Here is an 18,325-nt window from a genome sequence, read left to right as displayed (position 1 = left end):
CTTTAAGGGGGGATGGGGATATAAAATGAACCGTGTGCCTCAGTCTTGCCGGTACGTGCAGGCCACTCCGAATGCGAAAGGATGTTACGATCGCTGTTGTCCCCGGATGCCTGTATTCAAGCTATAAGGTAAGCATCCGGGGACAAAGGCGAACGCTGGCGCTTCTGCACATTCCTTTCGCTTTCTGCGCTGATCACGCACCTAGGAGATTTCACACACCGTTCTTTTACTGATGGTAGGGTAGAAGATGCAAGTGCAGCATCTGATCTGACTGATGATCTGCTGATGATTTTGATTAATGAACTGAACTGATTAATTGAACTGATGAATTGAACTGATAAATGTATAGAGAAGTGGATGTTTTCTGCACCATGAGCGAAGCTCAGAGGTTCAGACTTAGAGTTAGTTGTATTCTGTGCATTTAAAAGGTGCGATTAGAGGGACTTGAGTCGTATAACTGTAGTCTGTACAACTAAATCTGCCCTAAAAGGTCATATCAGCTTAAAAGGGATAGCATAGGTGTACAAAGTACAACTAAGCCGATACCCGGGGGATAAATTGGCAATATAGTTGTACAAAGTACAGTTAGGCTGTCCGGCGGACTAGAGATGCCGCTTGAGCGGAAGGGCTCACGGCTAGGCTCACAGGCTCTGTTACTATTCGTCATACAGTGGCAAAAGATTCCTTCAGTGTGGCAACAGTGAGCTGCCGCAGGGAATGGACAACTAGTGTGGCTCCGCCTAGCGTCTCGGGTGAGCCTATGCCCACGCTGCGCATACCGGCACGGGAAGCGGCCAGGATACCGGCAGCGGCATCCTCGAAGACGACGCAGTGTGCGGGAACGGTATCCAGAGCCTGCGCACCCAGCAGGAAGACCTCCGGGTCAGGCTTGGCCGCGCTGGTATGCGTGCCGTCGATGATGGCATCGAAGTATGGGGTCAGGCCGGTATTGTTCAGGATGGTCATCGCGTTCTTGCTGGCGGAGCCGAGGGCTACCTTGATGCCGGCTGTCCGGCATTCCTGCAGAAAGTCCAGGGCGCCGGGCAGAATCTCCGAGCTGTCCATCTTGGCGATATACTCGACATAGCGGTTATTCTTTTGCTCCGCCAGCCGGGCTTTCTCGTCTTCGCCAAGTGTGATGCCGCCGATCTCCAGCAGAATATTCAGCGAAGCGGCCCGGCTGACGCCCTTGAGCCGCTCATTATCCTGCTCTGTGAAGACAAATCCAAGCTCTTCGGCCAGCTCCCTCCAGGCAATATAGTGATACCGGGCAGTGTCCACGAGAACACCGTCCAGATCGAACAGGCAGGCTTTGATATCTGACATGTTGAACCTCCTAATATGATTAGTTAACAATTAGATGTGGTTATCGCGCCAACTGGGCAAGAATCCTGCAAAATATGCAACATTTCTCTGCGAATCATGCCCCGCTGGCGGAAATCCTGCACAAAATGCAACAATCGGTGAAAGCTGGGTGCCAACGGGGCAAGAATCCTGCAAAATATGCAACATTTCTCTGCGAATCGTGCCCTGCTGGTGGAATTCCTGCAAAATGTGCAACAATTCCTATTCACACGAGGGCCGAACAGTGAAAACTAAAAAAGTGTGTATCAGCCCCAGCCTCACCGCCAGTAGCCGCAGGCGGGAATCCCCCTACCAGCAACATTCTGAACTTTAGCGCAAACGTTTGTACAAAGTTCCAAAAAATAAATGAAGCGTAACTCTGCTTCATTCATTTTCTTGTACATGCCTTAATTTCCCGGAGTATGCATAGAGGACTCCCGTACAATTAGACGGTGGGGAATGACAAAACGATTCGTATATCCGTCCTGATTATCCGGCTTCTGAATGTTCTGGATCAACACCTGAGAGGCCGTATAGCCAAGATGATAAATCCCGATATCAATGCTGCTGATCGGAGGACTGGACAGCTCGGAAAGCGGGATATTGTTGAAGCTGACAATCGCCAGATCCTCAGGGACCTTGTACTTCAGCTCGTTCAATCCGCGGAGTACCCCGAATGAGACCATATCATCCACCGCGACAAGCGCTGTCGGACGGTTCGGAAGATTCATGAAGAAGGACATCGCCCTATAGCCGCTGTCCTGCAGGAATTCGCCTTCAACGATCCATTCATCCTTCATTTCCAGACCCTTGCCCTGCATGGCCTTGCGGTAACCCTCCAGCCGGTCGCGCGAGACGATGAGGTTCGGCGGCCCGCTGACGAAGCCGATGCGTTCATGCCCCATGGAGATAAGATGATTCGTCGCATCATAGGCGGCCATGATATTATCATTGTCCACTGACAGAATATCCTCGTAGCGGTCGCTCCGTCCCACCAGGACAAAGGGATAACCGCCCGACTGCAGGAAATCGATCACCGCATCGTCTTTTCGGGAATACAGCAGAATAACGCCGTCCACGCGGCGTCCCTTGAGCAGACGGGAGACAGCTTCAAGCTCCTCCTTCTCGTTTGCTCCGGAGCTGATCAGCACATCATAGCCGGAACGGCTGGACTGAGTGACGATCCCGCGGATTAATTCCATAAAAAACAAATTGGAGAACAGCTCTTCAGCCGGTTTCGGAAGAATGATGCAGATGCTGTTAGTGGTCTTGGATACCAGACTTTTGGCCATCATATTCGGGGTGTAGCCCATTTCTTCCATAATCACTTTGACCTTACGGGAAGTTTCTAAGCTGATTCTGGGATGGCCTGACAACACCCGGGACACCGTGGAGGGTGAGACCCCCGCTTTCTTGGCAACGTCCTTAATGGTAACTGTCATAGAAACCTCCTAATGGAACCGTTTGCTTTACACAGTAATATTAATCGAAGCGGGGATGATTGTAAATAGTGAAACCTCGCATAGGGCGTAATCCCCGTGGCTTCTACGTTCTGAGCACTATACGGCGATACGGCTTAAGCTATTGTGAATCTGGAAGTGGAGCAGAGGGGGATGCAAATCTGTGCAATGAACAAGGGGATTTTGTGCAAAATTAGTGCAAATAGAGTAGAGTTTGTCTTATCAATCTCTAAAAAGTAAGCAGTTGAACATTACTTTTCCGGAAGAATAGCTGGTTCGAAAATTTTAGCAGACACCTATAAATACTCATTATATAGAGGACACAACAGAATTGATTCTATTGTGTCCTGTACTAAGTAGTAGCTCTATTTCATTCTACAAACGTTTGCTCCAAAATGTTCTGGATCAGCCCATAAGAAACCGATCAGAGTTTAGGACATATTGGCCTGGAGCACAGCGAAGCCGTATGCAGGCAGCCTCAGTGACAGCTTGCCGCGTTCGGCATGGAGCGCTTCGCCGGTCCACAGATTCTTCCAATTGCGTTCCTGGACGTCCAGCCGGAAGGTCTGCACCGTCTCCTCCGTATTAATCAGTACGATAATCAGATCATCACCCAGACTGCGCTCGTAGGCCAGCTTGCTGCCCCCGGCTGCGGCTTCAAGGAAGGTGAAGCGTCCGGTGCGCAGCGCCGGATGGCTGCCGCGGATCTCAATCAGCTTACGGTAAAAGTTGAATAAATTGCGGTCCTGCCGCTCCGGGTCCCACTCCATACATTTACGGCAGTCCGGGTCGCCTCCGCCATCCATTCCGATCTCGTCTCCGTAGTAAATGCAGGGCGTGCCCATGAAGGTGAACTGGAACAGTGCAGCCAGCTTCATGACGTTCTTATCGCCCTCGGCTACAGTCAGCAGACGCGCAGTATCATGGCTGTCCAGCAGATTGAAGGCGACCTCACTGGCCTGGAGCGGATACCGGGACAGCTGTCTGCCGATCGAATGGGCGAAGCCTTCCGCATCGAGCGTTCCGTAGACGAAGAAGTCAAGCACTGCATCTGTGAACGGGTAGTTCATGACGGCATCGAATTTGTCGCCTTCCAGCCAAGGGGCTGATTCATGCCAGATCTCGCCCAGAATGTAAGCCTCGGGATTGGCACGCTTCACGACTTTGCGGAAATCACGCCAGAATTCGTGATCCACCTCGTTGGCCACATCCAGACGCCAGCCGTCGATGCCCACCTCCTTGATCCAATACTCGGCGACCTTCAGCAGATACTCCTTCACCTCAGGATGCTCTGTGTTCAGCTTCGGCATCAGCGGCTCGAAGGCGAAGGCATCGTAGGTTGGAATATTGTTCACGACCTGGAGCGGATATTCCCTGATATGGAACCAGTTCTTATACTCCGAATCCTCGCCCTTCTCCAGTACATCCACGAACGGGGCGAAGGTACGGCCCGCATGGTTGAAGACCGCGTCCAGCAGCACACGGATGCCGCGCTCATGACAAGCATCGACCAATCTTTTCAGCGTGTCCACATCACCGAAATGCGGATCGACCTGCATATAGTCCTCCGTGTCGTATTTGTGATTGGTGGTGGCAGTGAAGACCGGTGTGAAATAAATGCCCGTAATGCTCAGCTCCGTCAGATGGTCGAGATGATCTATGACACCCTGCAGATCTCCGCCGAAGAAATTATCCGGCCGGGGGGTTCCGCCCCAAGGCTCCACATTAGCGGGACTTATGTCAGGATTGCCGTTAGCGAACCGTTCCGGGAAAATCTGATAAAACACCGCATCCTTGACCCAGGCCGGAGGCGTGAAGACATCACCGCGGCTTATGTAGGGAAATTCGAACAGGCGGTTGGGGTTCGCGGGACGCTCCTTCTGGAAATCACTCTCTGTCATCCAGATGCGCTCTTGGCCCTGCTGAAGCAGGAAGCCATATTTCAGCCTGCGGTAGAGCGGAACCGATTCGCATTCCCAGTAATCGAACATCGCATCGGAAGTGAACAGGGTCATCGGGATCAATTCCTTGGTGGTATCCCAGGCATATTTATCACCCGCCCAGGCGAAGACCTCGGTCAGATCCCCCTTCTTGGCACGCAGCCGCAGGTGGATGGTGTTGTGATCATAGGCATACGACCAGTTCAGACGGGGACGATGATACACGGCTTCTAATAACATATTAATTCCTCCTAGATTTAGTTTGGCTATATAGATTGAACTTTAAAATTTAAGTTAAGGGAAAAGTGGCGGAGGGGAATTTTGGAACTGGAGGAGCGATAGCGACCGCCTTTGTCTGCGGATTTCGACCGCGAACAGCGGTATAAAATAATGAAATCTGCAGACAACAGCGGCCGGAAGTCCAAAACTTCTCTGGAGTCACGGCTAATCCCAAAACATAAAAACCAGTAGTTCAATTTATATAGATTCCACACCCGATTCTGCACACAACAAAAAGGCACAACCGCCGGTTAGATTACGCCGAGGTTGTACCCGAGAAGGGACAGTGCCTTTAGATTGGTGAAGAATGAGGTGTTTCATGATGGTTTGGATTATAGCACGGAACAAAATGAGGTTCAAGAGGTTTGTACAAACAGTTGCACAAAGTTTTAGGAAGGGGAAACCGATTTCCAAAGTCTGTAAATTGATAATATTTAGCAATTATATAACAATATTCGTTCAAATACGACAAAAAATGCAGAAAAGAATTTTGAAACCGAAGTATATCCAAGTTATTTAAAGAAATCATGCGATAAAAATAGTAAAGGTAACATTATCCATAATAAACGGCTAAATTCAATTGAATTTACTATGTGCAAACGTTTTTACAACTGCGAGTTAGCTGATGTATTATGGATTCAGGAATGAAGCGCTTTCTAAACCGGGTATAACGTATTCGGAAGAGGCAATTGGAGAAAGCAGAATTTTTTTTGAATCCTCTGAAATCGTTTGCGCAAAGTAGGGAGCAGCAACGTCAAGTCAGTCAAGTCAAAAGAAGCATCATCGTCAAATCAAGTGATATACACACACAGGAGGGGTTAAAAGGAATGAATCTCAAAAAACTTATGGTTCTCACCGCAGCGTGCTCGATGGCAATGTCAATTACGGCGTGCGGCTCAAACAACAATGCCGGAGGAAATGCGGCAGCCACTAATGCTCCTGCGGATAATGCAGCAGCTACCGATAATGCGGGGGCAGGCAGCGACAACGCACCGGCAGCAGGTGAGATCGTCCCGGAAGAGGGCGCTTCACTTGTGATCTGGGAGAGTAAGGAAGAAAGACAGTTCGCTGAAGAAGTTGCGAAGCAGTTCACTGCCAAGTATAACGTTCCGGTCAAAATTGAAGAGGTAGCCCCGCCGGATCAGGTTGGCAAGCTCACCCAGGATGGCCCTTCCGGTCTGGCTGCGGACGTCATCATCATTCCTCATGATAATCTCGGCAAGGCGGCAAGCGCGAGTCTGCTGCTCCCTAATGATATTTTTGCAGAACAGACCAAGGCGGAGAACACTGAGGCTTCCATCGTGGGTTCTTCCTATGACGGCGAGCTGTACGGCTATCCGAGAGCGGCGGAGACCTATGCGCTGTTCTACAACAAGTCTCTGGTCAAAGAAGCTCCCAAATCCTTCGATGACGTTATTGCCTTCAGCAAAACGTTCACGGATAAAGCCAAGAACCGTTACGGCATTATGTGGGAAGTCGGCAACATGTACTTCAACTATCCGTTCATCGCCACTACCGGAGGTTACCTGTTCGGCAAAGACGGTACCGACAAGGACGATATCGGCCTGAACAATGAAGGTGCGATCAAAGGCCTGACTGAATTTGCCAAGCTGAAGGAAGTCCTGCCGATCAAGAGCGGTGACATCAACCCGGACATCAAGCGCAGCCTGTTCAACAGCGGGGATGTCGCCATGGATATTACAGGACCTTGGGAGCTTGCGGGATATAAAGAAGCGCTGGGCGACAACCTCGGAATTGCTCCGGTTCCTACTATTGACGGCAAAACCGCCATTACCTTCTCCGGGATCAAAATTTTCACCGTCAACGCCTACACTCAGTATCCGAATGCGGCTAAACTCTATGCACACTTTGCTTCCGGCAAAGATTCGCAGCTGACACTTAACAAGCTGGTCGGCTCCGTGCCGACGAACCTCGAAGCGCTGAAAGATCCACAGATTACGGGTGACGAGTTCGTATCCGCGTTCGCAGAACAGGCGAAGAACTCCCAGCCGATGCCTTCGATTCCTGAGATGGGGAACGTCTGGAGCCCGGTGAATGCTGCACTTCCGGCCATCTGGGATAACAATACTGATCCGAAGGCAGCCATGGACAAAGCCGTAGAGCAGATTAAAGACCTGAACAACGGGGCTTCTGCCCAGTAACTACACAATCAACAGCTTACCGTGGAATTAGAGTTGCCCGCCGCATAGCCTGCGGCGGGCAGTTTCCTTGAATTCCGCACGGAGAGGAGAACGGAAGGGAAATGCAGCGACACAAAGCGAGAGCTGGAATACTGTCGGCCATTTTTATGGGACTCGGGCAAATATATAACCGCCAATTCATCAAAGGGCTTATGTTCATAGCTGTAGAAGCTGTGGCACTTATCTATTTCATTAGCAATCTGGGAAGAGCCTTCTGGGGGATTACTACGCTCGGGGAATCTCCAAGCCGTCTGGAAAAGGTAAAGGGGATTGCCAAAATGGTTCCCGGGGACCATTCCATCGTCATTCTGATTGAAAGCCTGATCACCCTGCTGTTCTTTGTGTTATTCCTGATCATCTGGTACATGAATATTAGGGATGCCTATAAAATCGGAGCAGAACGCGAAAACGGCCGTCCGTCCAATACATTTAAACAATCTGTACGTTACATCCTCGACTATAAATTCGCCCAGAGCTTCCTGCTGCTCCCGGGTATGGGCATTCTGTTCTTCACCATTATGCCGATCATCTTTATGATCATGCTGGCCTTTACCAACTATGCTGCACCGAACCACATTCCTCCGGCGAAGCTTGTAGACTGGGTAGGGTTCGAGACCTTCCGCAATCTGCTGGTGCTGAAATCATGGAGCCATACCTTTTACGGTGTACTTACCTGGACCATTATCTGGGCGGTTCTTTCGACTGTAACTACTTATTTCGGCGGGATGCTGGTTGCCCTGCTGATCAGCCAAAAAGGCATACGCTTCAAAGGCATGTGGAGAATGCTCCTGATCATTCCTTACGCCATTCCGCAGATGATCTCGCTCCTCTTGATGCGCAACCTGTTCAACGGGCAATTCGGCCCGATTAATCAGTATCTCGGCTATTTCGGACTAGGCGGCCTGCCTTGGCTGACTGATCCATTCTGGGCCAAGGTTACGGTTATTGTCGTCAACATGTGGGTGGGAATTCCGGTATCCATGCTGCTGATTATGGGGGTGCTGACTACGATTCCCCGCGATATGTATGAGGCGGCCGAGGTGGACGGTGCGACCAATTACCAGAAATTCCGTATCGTTACCCTGCCGATGATTCTGTTCTCTACCGCACCTACGCTGATTATGCAGTTCGCGGGGAATATCAACAACTTCAACGCGATCTTCCTGCTGACGGGAGGGAACCCGGTGAACGGAAACTACCAGTACGCCGGCTCGACGGATCTGCTCGTCACCTGGCTGTATAAGCTGACGCTGGATCAGAACAAGAATAATATGGCGTCTGCGATCGGCATTATCCTGTTCATCATTGTTGCCGGGTTCTCCCTGTACAATTACCGCCGGACCAAATCGTTCCAAGAGGAGGATATGATTCAATGATCATCGGACGCAAGGCAGCGAATTTTATTCGTCTCTGCTTAAGCTATATCGTTCTTGTTGCACTGGCGGTTGCTGCAATCTATCCGGCACTCTGGATCCTGCTTGCCTCGTTCCGGCCGGGTAAATCCCTGTACAGCAAGACGCTGATTCCCGAGACATTCACCCTCGCCCACTATAAGGAGCTGTTCACCTCACCGGTCTATATGTTTGGAACCTGGTATGGGAATACGCTTAAGATTGCGGTGTTCTCGATGCTGATCGGGGTGGTGCTGACGCTGTTGACCAGCTATGCCTTATCCCGGTTCCGGTTCAAAAGCCGCAAGACCACCATGTCCACACTGCTGATTCTCGGGATGTTCCCGGGCTTCATGAGCATGATTGCCATCTATCTGCTCCTGAAGGAATTCAACCTGCTGGATACCCATCTGGCGCTGATTATTGTCTATGCGGCCGGAGCGCCGCTTGGAGGAACGCTGATCGCCAAGGGGTTCCTGGATACGATTCCGCGTTCGCTGGATGAAGCCGCGCGGATTGACGGGGCGAGCAACTTCGGGATTTTTACCCGGATTATTCTGCCTTTATCCCGTCCGATGATTACTTATATAGCGCTGACCCTGTTTGTGGGCCCGTGGGTCGATTTCATCTTCGCCAAGCTGATTCTGCGGACCAAGGAGAACTGGACGGTTGCCGTGGGGATGTGGGATATGGTCAATACGATGCAGAATTCCAACTTCACGCTGTTCGCGGCGGGAGCCGTGCTGATCTCTGTACCCATAATGATTCTCTTTGCCTTCCTGCAGCGTCTGCTGGTTGACGGCCTGACGGCGGGGGCAAGCAAGGGGTAGAAAATAGTAATTAGACAATGTATGTACGAATAACGGGTGCGGCCTTGAAGCAGTTCTGAGGGGCTGCACCTTTCTTTTATGGAGGAGAAATCGTAATCTGCATGATAAGGGGAGAGTGTAATGAAACGGCGGCGATTCATTAATTTCAGCTCGGTTGGCGTCAAGTTATTCGTAATTCTGTTCTGTACTATTGTCCTGTTGTCCTCAGTTCTGGGCTTAACCTCCTATTATGCGGCAAAAGGGATCATTACCGATGAGGTGGCAGCAGCCTCCTCACAGTCCATTGTCCAGGCGGCGGACAAGCTGGATTTCCTGTTCGCTGAATATGAAGCGCTCTCCAGGCAATTCGCTGTAGATCCGGCGTTAAAGGCTGATATGGAGACGGTTAATCGCCCGTCCGCCGGTACGGTTGCAAGGTCAGCCGCAGAGGACCGGATACGCCGCAAGCTGGACTCCGTCAGAGGATCGGATGAGCGGCTGCTCGGAGTCCGGCTGGTCGCAAGAAGCATGGTGGACGCCGAATCCTACAAATCGACGGGGATTAGCGGAGTGCGCAGTGATGAAGGCATCCTGGCCCGGATGAAGGAGATTGATAACGGTAAAGGCAATCCGGTCTGGTTCCCCGTCCGGGCTAAAGGCTTCTTCGACGCGTACAGCGAGTCCGCTATGACGATGGGCCGTCTGCTGCGGAATATTCAGAATCCGGCGGCAGAGTATTATATGCTGATCGAGGTGAAGGGACAGGCACTGACAGATGTGCTGTCCAACCTGCATATCGGGCTGGGTGGGGAGATCCGCATCCTCGATTCTTCGGGCCGGGTTGCATACAGTGCTGACGATGCACTGCTCGGGCAGGCTTCTTACATACATACTGGAGCGTTAAAGGACGGGGCGCTGACGGGAGTGCAAAAGGGTGAGGAGCAGAAGCTGCCTGGGGCAGTGAAGAGTGAGGAGCGGGAGCTGACCGGAAAACGGGAGAATGAGGGACAAGAGCCGGCCGGAGCACGGCAAGGGGAGAGCGGGAAGCGGTCCTTCACAGCCGGGGATGAGCAGGGGAGTGCGCAGCTGGTAGTCTACCAGCCGTTGAGTACAGCGGACTGGACGCTGCTGGGTTATGCGCCGGTGAGCGATTTCACCAAATCGGCCGACAGGCTGCTCTATATTACCTTGCTGGTAGTCTTGGCTGCAGCCTTGATTGCTCTGATCATTGGCTACGTTCTGGTGCGGCTGATCGGCCGTCCGCTTGGCAAGCTGGCCCGGTTGATGGAAGAGGGCGAGCAGGGCAATCTGCAGGTGCGGACCAGCTTCAAGGGCCGGGATGAGATCGGACGGCTGGGCCACAGCTTTAACCGGATGATGGAGCAGATCTCCCGGATGGCCGGGCAGAGCAGCAACTCGGCTGCTGAAGTGCTGGTGACCTCGGAGCAGCTCGTTGCCGCTTCCGGCGCGATCAGCGGCCAGGCCAGTGAGGTCGCAACTGCTACCGGCGAAATCGCCGGGGGAGCCGCCAGTCTGGCAGCCGAGGCCGAGAGCAGCAATGCCAAGGTGGAGCTGATGGGCGGCAAGACCAGCGAAGTAGCAGAAAGGAATGCAGTGATGGCCGCTTCCGCTGAGAAGGTCATGGAGGTCAGTGACCAGGGAGCGGAGCGGATGAAGAGGCTGGTATCGCAGAGTGAGGATGTGCTGAAGCTGATGGACCTGATTCAGGAGAATTCAGCCATGCTGCGGGATAGCACGGTGCTGATCCGCAGCATTCTCTCCCCGATGATTGCGATGAACAAGCAGACGAATATTCTGGCGCTGAACGCTTCAATTGAAGCCGTGCGCGCAGGCGCCGCCGGGAGAGGCTTCATAGTCATTGCCAATGAGATCAGAGGGCTGGCCAATCAATCGAGTGAGTCGATTGCTTCTGTCTCCCGGATTACCGAGGAGATCAGCGGCCATATCGAGAACACGGTCAAGGTTGTGAGTGAGGCTGCGCCGATGTTCCACAGCCAGCTGGCCTCGGTCCGGGAATCCTCGCTCATCTTCGGGAGTGTGAGGGCCGAGATGGAGGTGTTCAGCGGAGTTCTGAACCAATCCTCGGCGGCGGTCTCCGAGCTGGCCGAATACCAGCAGCAAGTGGGACAATCCATGGCGAGTGTGATCTCGGTGGTGCAGCAGACCAGCGCCTCTACGGAAGAGGTGGCGTCCATGTCCTCACAGCAATTCACGGTCAGCAGGGAGCTGGTCGCCCTGTCGCACAGGCTGGAGGAGCTGGCGGAGCAGCTGAAGCAGTCGATGATTTCTTTTCAGGGCTGAAGGGATAAAAGGCTGAGGGGGAGCGGGCGAGGAAGCGTATTGCGGGAACCTGCGCTTTTCTATAAGATGGATGAGGTAAGATGCAGGATATCTTGAATACTGAAGGTGATGTCATGGACAAGCATTTATTTCTGAACGGCGGCGGTCCTCCGTTTACCCGTGGACTGGCACGGAGGTTCGTAAGCGTGATGGCAGCAGGACCAGTCGCTGTATTATTTGAAGAAGGCGAAGACTGGCCGGACTATATGGCAGCTTGCATGCAGCCGCTGGTTGACGCGGGGATATCCGAGATCCGTTATTTGCCGCTGAAATCCACAGCGGTGGAGACAGCTATGGAGAGTCTGCGGGCTTGCGGCGGGATCTTTATCGGAGGCGGGGATACGGATCTGTATGCCGACCTCATTGTGGATACAGCTATCGGGGAGGTGATCCGACAGCGGTATGAGTCCGGTGTGCCGGTTACCGGCTTCTCGGCAGGAGCCTTGATTAGCCCGGAGTGCTGTGTAATTTCCGCCAAGGATAATGAGAGCAGACAATTCAAACACCGCAAGGGCCTTAATCTGATTCCTGATCTGCTGCTATCCGTCCATTTCACCCAGTGGGATGAGGAGGAGCATCTGCGGACAGCGGTCCGTACCCTCGGGGAGCTGCCGAATTACGGAATTGACGAAGAGACCGGCATCTACCTGCTGAATGGACAGCCCGAAGAGATAGAGGGTGGCGCGGTGTACAGTCTGGTGAATGGAATATTGACAAAGATTCATTGAAGATGATGAACGGGAGCAGAGGGCGCGGGCCTTCTGCTCTTTTTTTTGCGCCGGGGAATCTGGGCATGTAAGCTCCAGACTGGTATGAAGGCATGTAGGCGGAATGTAATCGGAAAACCGATCACAATCGGCTGGCGAGGGGTGCGTAGGCGGAATGTATGCGGAAAGCCGAACATAATTTGCTGGCGAGAGGGTCGTGGGCGGAATGTAATCGAAAAACCGAACACAATTTGCTGGCGAGGGGTGCGTAGGCTTGTGGATGGGGGGAGGGGGCAACTCGCTTCTTGTCCTGCCTGCGCTCAAGCGATACACTTGTGCTATCGATACTGGCAGAGGGGAGGCGGGCGGTGTGGCGGAGATGAACGGGAGTCTTTTTGAGCAGGGATTGCTGGAGCGGGATTATAGCCCGCACTTTCTGGCTTACTATTATAAGCAATGGAGCAATTATACGATGGCTTACCATCATCACAACTCCACGGAGATCATGTATCTTATCTCGGGCAGCTGTGTAGTGGAGGTGCGGGATGAAGCGGGCGGCGATACGCCCTTCCGGCTGAAGCGGGGAGAGATGATTCTGCTGGATGCGGAGGTGCCGCACCGGCTGATTGTGGAAGAAGGCTCCTCATGCCGGATGCTAAATGTGGAATTTGCTTTTACCGAATATGGGGGAGTAGTTCCGTCCATTGGCAGCTTGGCCCGGGAGGAGGAGGTGTTGGCAGAGCTGCTGCGGCATCCGTTCGATAGTCTGGTGTTGTCCGATCAGGAGGAGGTTTTCCATGTGTTGAAGGCGCTGGTGCTGGAGCTGGATCAACGCGGGCGGAAGGGGAGCAGCATGGTGCATCTGCTCTTTGCGGAGCTGCTGCTGCGTCTGGCCCGGTTGCGCATGGAGTCGCTCCCGTCCAGCCAGCAGCCCTCACAGCTCTACGTGCGGCGGGCCATCGAATTCCTGCACCAGAATTATGACCGGAGCATTCAGGTTAAGGAGGTTGCGCTCTCCGTGAATGTTCACCCGGGTTATCTGCACCGCATCTTCCGGACGCACACAGGGCAGACCCTGACGGACTACCTGAACCAGCTGCGTATGGAGAAGGCCCGGATGCTGCTGGGACAGGGGGAGATTCCGGTAGCGGAGATTGCCGACTATGTGGGGATCAGCAGCAGGCAGTATTTTCATCTGCTATTCAAGAAATATTCAGGCTGCACTCCTATCGAATACCGCAACTCTATCGAACGCCATTACTGGAGTGAAGGATAGTTTCGTGTTCTACCGGGGAAGGGTATGGCGTATAGAAAGTTAGGATTGTTGACAGGATGCCGGCAAAATGGTCATGATATTGGTTACGCTTCCGGCAGTCCCCTTGTTACAATGGACAGGAGTCAATAATTCATTGCCGGAGGATGATTATTATGTCTTTTAAAGTAACCTTTATCGGGGCAGGCAGTATCGGGTTCACCCGCGGACTGCTGCGCGACCTGCTGACTGTGCCGGAATTCCGTAATATCGAAGTTTCGTTCATGGATATAAACAGCCATAACCTGGACATGGTCACCGAACTGTGCCAGCGGGATATTAAGGAGAATGGTCTGGATATCACCATCTCTTCCACTACGGACCGCAGGGAAGCGCTCAAGGGGGCCAAGTACGTATTTTGTACTATCCGTATGGGTGGCCTTGAGGCCTTCGCTACCGATGTGGATATTCCGCTGAAGTATGGCGTGGATCAGTGTGTAGGAGATACGCTGTGCGCAGGCGGGATTATGTACGGGCAGCGCGGGATTGCGGAGATGCTGGAGATCTGCCGTGATATCCGTGAGACAGCTGCGCCGGATGTATTGCTTCTGAACTACTCGAATCCGATGGCTATGCTGACCTGGGCCTGTAATAAATACGGCGGTGTGCAGACCATCGGGCTCTGCCATGGCGTACAGCATGGACATCAGCAAATCGCTCAGGTGTACGGCCTGGAGAAATCGCAGGTGGACATTATCTGTGCCGGGATCAATCACCAGACCTGGTATATCTCTGCGAAGCATGAAGGCAAGGATCTGACGGCAGGTCTGCTCGAGGCTTTCGAGAAGCATCCTGAGTACAGCCGTACCGAGAAGGTACGGATTGATATGCTCCGCCGCTTCGGCTATTACAGCACGGAATCGAACGGTCACCTGAGCGAATATGTGCCCTGGTACCGCAAGCGCCCGAGCGAGATCATGGACTGGATTGATCTGGGCGTATGGATCAACGGGGAGACGGGCGGCTACCTGCGGGTCTGCACCGAAGGCCGTAACTGGTTCGAGACGGACTTTCCGAACTGGATGAAGGACCCGGCGCTGGAGTACATCCCGGAGAAGCGGGGCGAGGAGCATGGCTCGTTTATTATCGAAGGGCTGGAGACAGGACGCGTGTACAGAGGCCACTTCAACATGGTGAACAACGGCGTGATCTCCAATCTGCCGGATGATGCCATTATTGAAGCACCGGGCTACGTGGACCGCAACGGCATCTCGATGCCGCTGGTCGGCGACCTGCCCCTCGGCCTGGCGGCTGTCTGCAATGTCAGCATCTCCGTGCAGCGCCTGGCGGTAGAAGCGGCTGTGCATGGCGACGACAAGCTGCTGCGCCAGGCGTTCATGATGGACCCGCTGGTCGGCGCCGTCTGCAATCCGAAGGAGATCTGGCAGATGGTTGACGAGATGCTGGTGGCCGGAGAACAGTGGCTGCCGCAGTACAGCGCAGCCATTGCGGAAGCGAAGGAACGCCTTGCCTCCGGTGACCTGATCCCGACGAATGCCGGCAACGAAGGCGCCGCCCGGCTCAAGGTGAAGTCAGTAGACGAGATGATGCAGGACCGCGAAGCCGCGAACAAGAACGCCGGGGAATCCGACAAGGGCAAGGACCGCGAGAAGGTGCAGTAAGCGGAGAAGGTAGAGTAAGCATAAGTCTACCGGAGTGAAGAAATATTGGAATTAGGGCTGTCCCAAAAGTCATGATGACTGCTTGGGATAGCCCTTTATTTTGGCGTAGGTAGAGGTGTGGGGCGAGCGCGCAGGGTCCGGGTGTATGTGTGTGCGAAAAACCGAACACAATGTGCTGGAGAGCAGGCACGCGGGCCAAATGTATGCGAAAAACGGCTCCCCTTGCTGTGATGGGGGAAATAGGTGGATAATGGGCACTTGCTAACCAATAAATAGACGATACTCCGGCAAGAGTTGGAAAAACAACACTTAAATATTCATATCTCTCCCGGTAGCAGCCAAATCGGCAATAGCAGATGCTGTTTTTCCACTTAGTTCCCTATAATCGTCAAACGTTGAAGAATTAAGCTGCATTAATCCACTTGTTATCTGCAGTGGTTGTGGATGCTGTAGCTATGGTTAGCCCGCAGGAGTATTAATTCTACTATTTCCGCTGGTTTGCGAGATTGTAAAGCAGTTCCTCACTCCCGAATCAGCTTCTCCTGCTGCAGCCGCGCGATCTTGCGGCGGATAGGCAGGCTGAGCCAGATGAAGAGCAGGCCCAGAATCACAACGGACACTCCCACGACGAGGTTGATTTTGTAGATGTTAGAAGAAGTGTTCAGCATAATCAGCATGAGATTTAAAGAGCCGATGATCAGCTCCATGAATGCGAGGGACAGATAGACTTTATAGATTCTCTGATAGTGCTTGATCTTGGAATCTGCATCGGTATAGATCTGGAAGGGGCCTTCAGAGGCCTTTCTTCTGAAGAACACCCAGCGTTGGTTCATGAAGGCACGATTGGCCTTGGTAGGGGTCCCGGATGGCACCCGCTCGGCTCCGGTCTCCTCCATGAATTGCAAGTAGCCTGCCGCCTCCTTCGGGTCCTTCTCCAGCAGCTCAATCCGGTAAATATACTCCCCCTTAGCGCTCTCTTCGAACACATAACGGGCCCAAGAATGCTCCACCAGGGCCAACCCCTTGGCCGACATTTCATTCAGCCACGCTTCCTCCTTCTCGAAATCCATGAAAAATTTGCGCACCACCTGACTCATTACACTTCGCCTCCCATTAGTTTTCTTCCATTAGTGAGCAACTCGTCAAGCCTTGTCATTTCACTCTGGACGATCGATTTGCCTAGCTCCGTAATCTGATACTCTTTCTTGCGGGAATCTTCTCCGCCAGCCAGCAGCTTGATCCAGCCTCGTTCCACAAGTGTGCTTAACGCCCCGTATAACGTGCCTGCACCCAGCTCCACACGCTGATTGCTCAGCAGCTTCACGTTCTGCATAATCCCGTAGCCGTGCATCGGGGTGAGCAGGGACAAGAGGATATAATAGACGCCTTCGGTCAGCGCCCCGTATTCATTGTTGCCGGACAATGCCATCACCTTCCTTATCGCGCATCTTTGAGTCTCATTTCACAGACCGGGAATTTCCTTTGTATCATTCGGCGTTATAGCACCTGACGTTATACCATGTGTCGTTATATCGTCAACCGATATATTTAGTATATCGGCTGCCGATATAATAGTCAACAGGGTTATGCGGTGCAAGTTCGACAGCACAAAAAACCCCGCACACCGCAATAAGCGGCAGGGCGGGGCGGGAACTCACAACAAGAATGCGCATAGCCCGGGGTGGCTTGGGCTGACAAGTCTAATGTCAGGCTGCTTAAGCTTCAGTAACCTTTTTGCCGAAAAAAGCCTTCAGCGCCAGATACACTTCCTTCTTATCCTTAATCACATAATGCATGAACTGCTCCTGCTTCAGGTGGCGGTAGGCGGACATCAGGGTGCTGCTGCGGTTGTACTGGTTCACCTCGCCGTAGCCGAACATGTTGCTGCGCTTCAGCAGCTCGCCGATCAGCTTGACGCAGCGCTCATTGTCGGAGGTCAGATTGTCGCCATCCGAGAAATGGAAGGGATAGATGTTGTATTTGGCAGGCGGATAGCGGCTGTCGATAATCTCCAGTGCTTTCTGGTACGCCGAGGAGCAGATCGTCCCCCCGCTCTCCCCCCGGGTGAAGAAGTCATGCTCGCTGACCTCCTTGGCTTCCGTATGATGGGCCAGGAACACAATATCCACCTTCTCATACTGGCGGCGCAGGAAGCGGGTCATCCAGAAGAAGAAGCTGCGCGCGCAGTATTTTTCAAAAGTGCCCATGGAGCCCGAGGTGTCCATCATGGCAATAATCACGGCATTCGAGTGAGGGACCGTGATGTCATCCCAGGTTTTGTAACGCAGATCATCAGGGCTGATGCTGTGTATTCCGGGATTGCCGCTGCTGGCATTGCGCCGCAGATTCTCAAGCAGTGTACGCTTTTTATCGATGTTCGACATCATGCCTTTTTTGCGGATATCATTGAAGACAATCGATTTGACCTCAATCTCTTCCTTATCCTTCGGCTTCAGATGGGGAAGCTCCATGTCCTGGAACAGAATATCCTCCAGATCCTCGAGATCGACCTCGGCCTCAACGGTATCCGCTCCGGGCTGATCGCCCGCTTTATCCCCTTTGCCCGGCTGGGCCGACTGGGAATCACGACCAAGTACATCCCCCACCTGGCTGTCCCCGTCTCCCTGTCCGACATGCTTCTGCTTGCGGAAATTATAGATAATCCGGTATTCATCCAGACTGCGGATCGGCACCTTCACAATCTGCTTGCCGCCTGACAAAATAATATTCTCCTCGGTAACCAGATCGGGCAAATTGCCCTTGATGGCTTCTCTGACCTTTTGCTGGTGACGCTCCTGATCCTGATGGCCTTTGCGGTGAAGGGACCAGTCTTCTTTGGATACGACAAATGCGTATGGACCGGACGGCTGGGACAAGGATGACCACCTCCCATGGACTG

13 protein-coding genes are annotated in these 18,325 nt (G+C 52.9%); 7 read left to right on the top strand and 6 right to left on the bottom strand.

What is annotated here, in order from left to right:
- Positions 1-663: 663 nt before the first annotated feature.
- The 3 genes from pgmB to MKY64_RS17720 form a co-directional block, all read right to left on the bottom strand.
- Positions 664-1,326, bottom strand: coding sequence for a beta-phosphoglucomutase (gene pgmB, locus MKY64_RS17730; RefSeq protein WP_340954707.1), 663 nt, complete (start codon positions 1,324-1,326; stop codon positions 664-666).
- A gap of 425 nt (positions 1,327-1,751) precedes the next feature.
- Positions 1,752-2,786 (bottom strand): LacI family DNA-binding transcriptional regulator, encoded by a 1,035-nt coding sequence (locus tag MKY64_RS17725; RefSeq protein ID WP_036721398.1) that lies wholly within the window; start codon positions 2,784-2,786, stop codon positions 1,752-1,754.
- A gap of 449 nt (positions 2,787-3,235) precedes the next feature.
- Positions 3,236-4,984, bottom strand: coding sequence for an alpha-glycosidase (locus tag MKY64_RS17720; protein ID WP_340954703.1), 1,749 nt, complete (start codon positions 4,982-4,984; stop codon positions 3,236-3,238).
- An 866-nt stretch (positions 4,985-5,850) separates the two neighbouring features.
- Between MKY64_RS17720 and MKY64_RS17715 the strand changes: the two genes are divergently transcribed.
- The 7 genes from MKY64_RS17715 to MKY64_RS17685 all read left to right on the top strand — a co-directional run bounded on the left by MKY64_RS17715 (position 5,851) and on the right by MKY64_RS17685 (position 15,426).
- Complete coding sequence (locus tag MKY64_RS17715) at positions 5,851-7,185, top strand: sugar ABC transporter substrate-binding protein (RefSeq protein ID WP_036721401.1); 1,335 nt, start codon at positions 5,851-5,853, stop codon at positions 7,183-7,185.
- Positions 7,186-7,286: 101 nt separating this feature from the next.
- Positions 7,287-8,600, top strand: coding sequence for a sugar ABC transporter permease (locus MKY64_RS17710; RefSeq protein WP_209872835.1), 1,314 nt, complete (start codon positions 7,287-7,289; stop codon positions 8,598-8,600).
- Positions 8,597-9,445 carry a sugar ABC transporter permease gene (locus MKY64_RS17705; RefSeq protein WP_340942434.1) on the top strand — a complete coding sequence of 283 codons (849 nt, stop codon included), beginning with the start codon at positions 8,597-8,599 and terminating at the stop codon, positions 9,443-9,445. The genes MKY64_RS17710 and MKY64_RS17705 overlap by 4 nt, the downstream gene beginning before the upstream one ends.
- A 120-nt stretch (positions 9,446-9,565) precedes the next feature.
- Positions 9,566-11,746, top strand: coding sequence for a methyl-accepting chemotaxis protein (locus tag MKY64_RS17700; RefSeq protein ID WP_036721405.1), 2,181 nt, complete (start codon positions 9,566-9,568; stop codon positions 11,744-11,746).
- Positions 11,747-11,859: 113 nt separating this feature from the next.
- Complete coding sequence (locus MKY64_RS17695; RefSeq protein ID WP_036721624.1) at positions 11,860-12,513, top strand: Type 1 glutamine amidotransferase-like domain-containing protein; 654 nt, start codon at positions 11,860-11,862, stop codon at positions 12,511-12,513.
- Positions 12,514-12,871: 358 nt separating this feature from the next.
- Positions 12,872-13,768 carry an AraC family transcriptional regulator gene (locus MKY64_RS17690; RefSeq protein ID WP_076079140.1) on the top strand — a complete coding sequence of 299 codons (897 nt, stop codon included), beginning with the start codon at positions 12,872-12,874 and terminating at the stop codon, positions 13,766-13,768.
- A 152-nt stretch (positions 13,769-13,920) separates the two neighbouring features.
- Complete coding sequence (locus MKY64_RS17685) at positions 13,921-15,426, top strand: alpha-glucosidase/alpha-galactosidase (RefSeq protein ID WP_340954695.1); 1,506 nt, start codon at positions 13,921-13,923, stop codon at positions 15,424-15,426.
- Positions 15,427-15,947: 521 nt separating this feature from the next.
- On the opposite strand, the gene MKY64_RS17680 is transcribed toward MKY64_RS17685, so the two are convergent.
- The 3 genes from MKY64_RS17680 to yhbH form a co-directional block, all read right to left on the bottom strand.
- Entirely contained in the window at positions 15,948-16,523 is a 576-nt protein-coding gene (locus MKY64_RS17680; protein ID WP_340954692.1) for a DUF2812 domain-containing protein, read from the bottom strand.
- Complete coding sequence (locus MKY64_RS17675) at positions 16,523-16,855, bottom strand: PadR family transcriptional regulator (RefSeq protein ID WP_036721415.1); 333 nt, start codon at positions 16,853-16,855, stop codon at positions 16,523-16,525. Before MKY64_RS17675 ends, MKY64_RS17680 begins: the two co-directional genes overlap by 1 nt.
- Before the next feature lie 286 nt (positions 16,856-17,141).
- A complete protein-coding gene (yhbH, locus tag MKY64_RS17670) occupies positions 17,142-18,302 on the bottom strand; it encodes a sporulation protein YhbH (protein ID WP_036721417.1) in 1,161 nt (386 codons plus the stop codon).
- Positions 18,303-18,325 lie beyond the last annotated feature (23 nt).

This window comes from Paenibacillus sp. FSL R7-0210 (genome assembly GCF_038009085.1).
Lineage (GTDB): Bacteria > Bacillota > Bacilli > Paenibacillales > Paenibacillaceae > Paenibacillus_AQ > Paenibacillus_AQ silagei.
The sequence above is the reverse complement of the archived record's forward strand: the minus strand, read 5'-3'. Positions and strand labels throughout refer to the sequence as shown.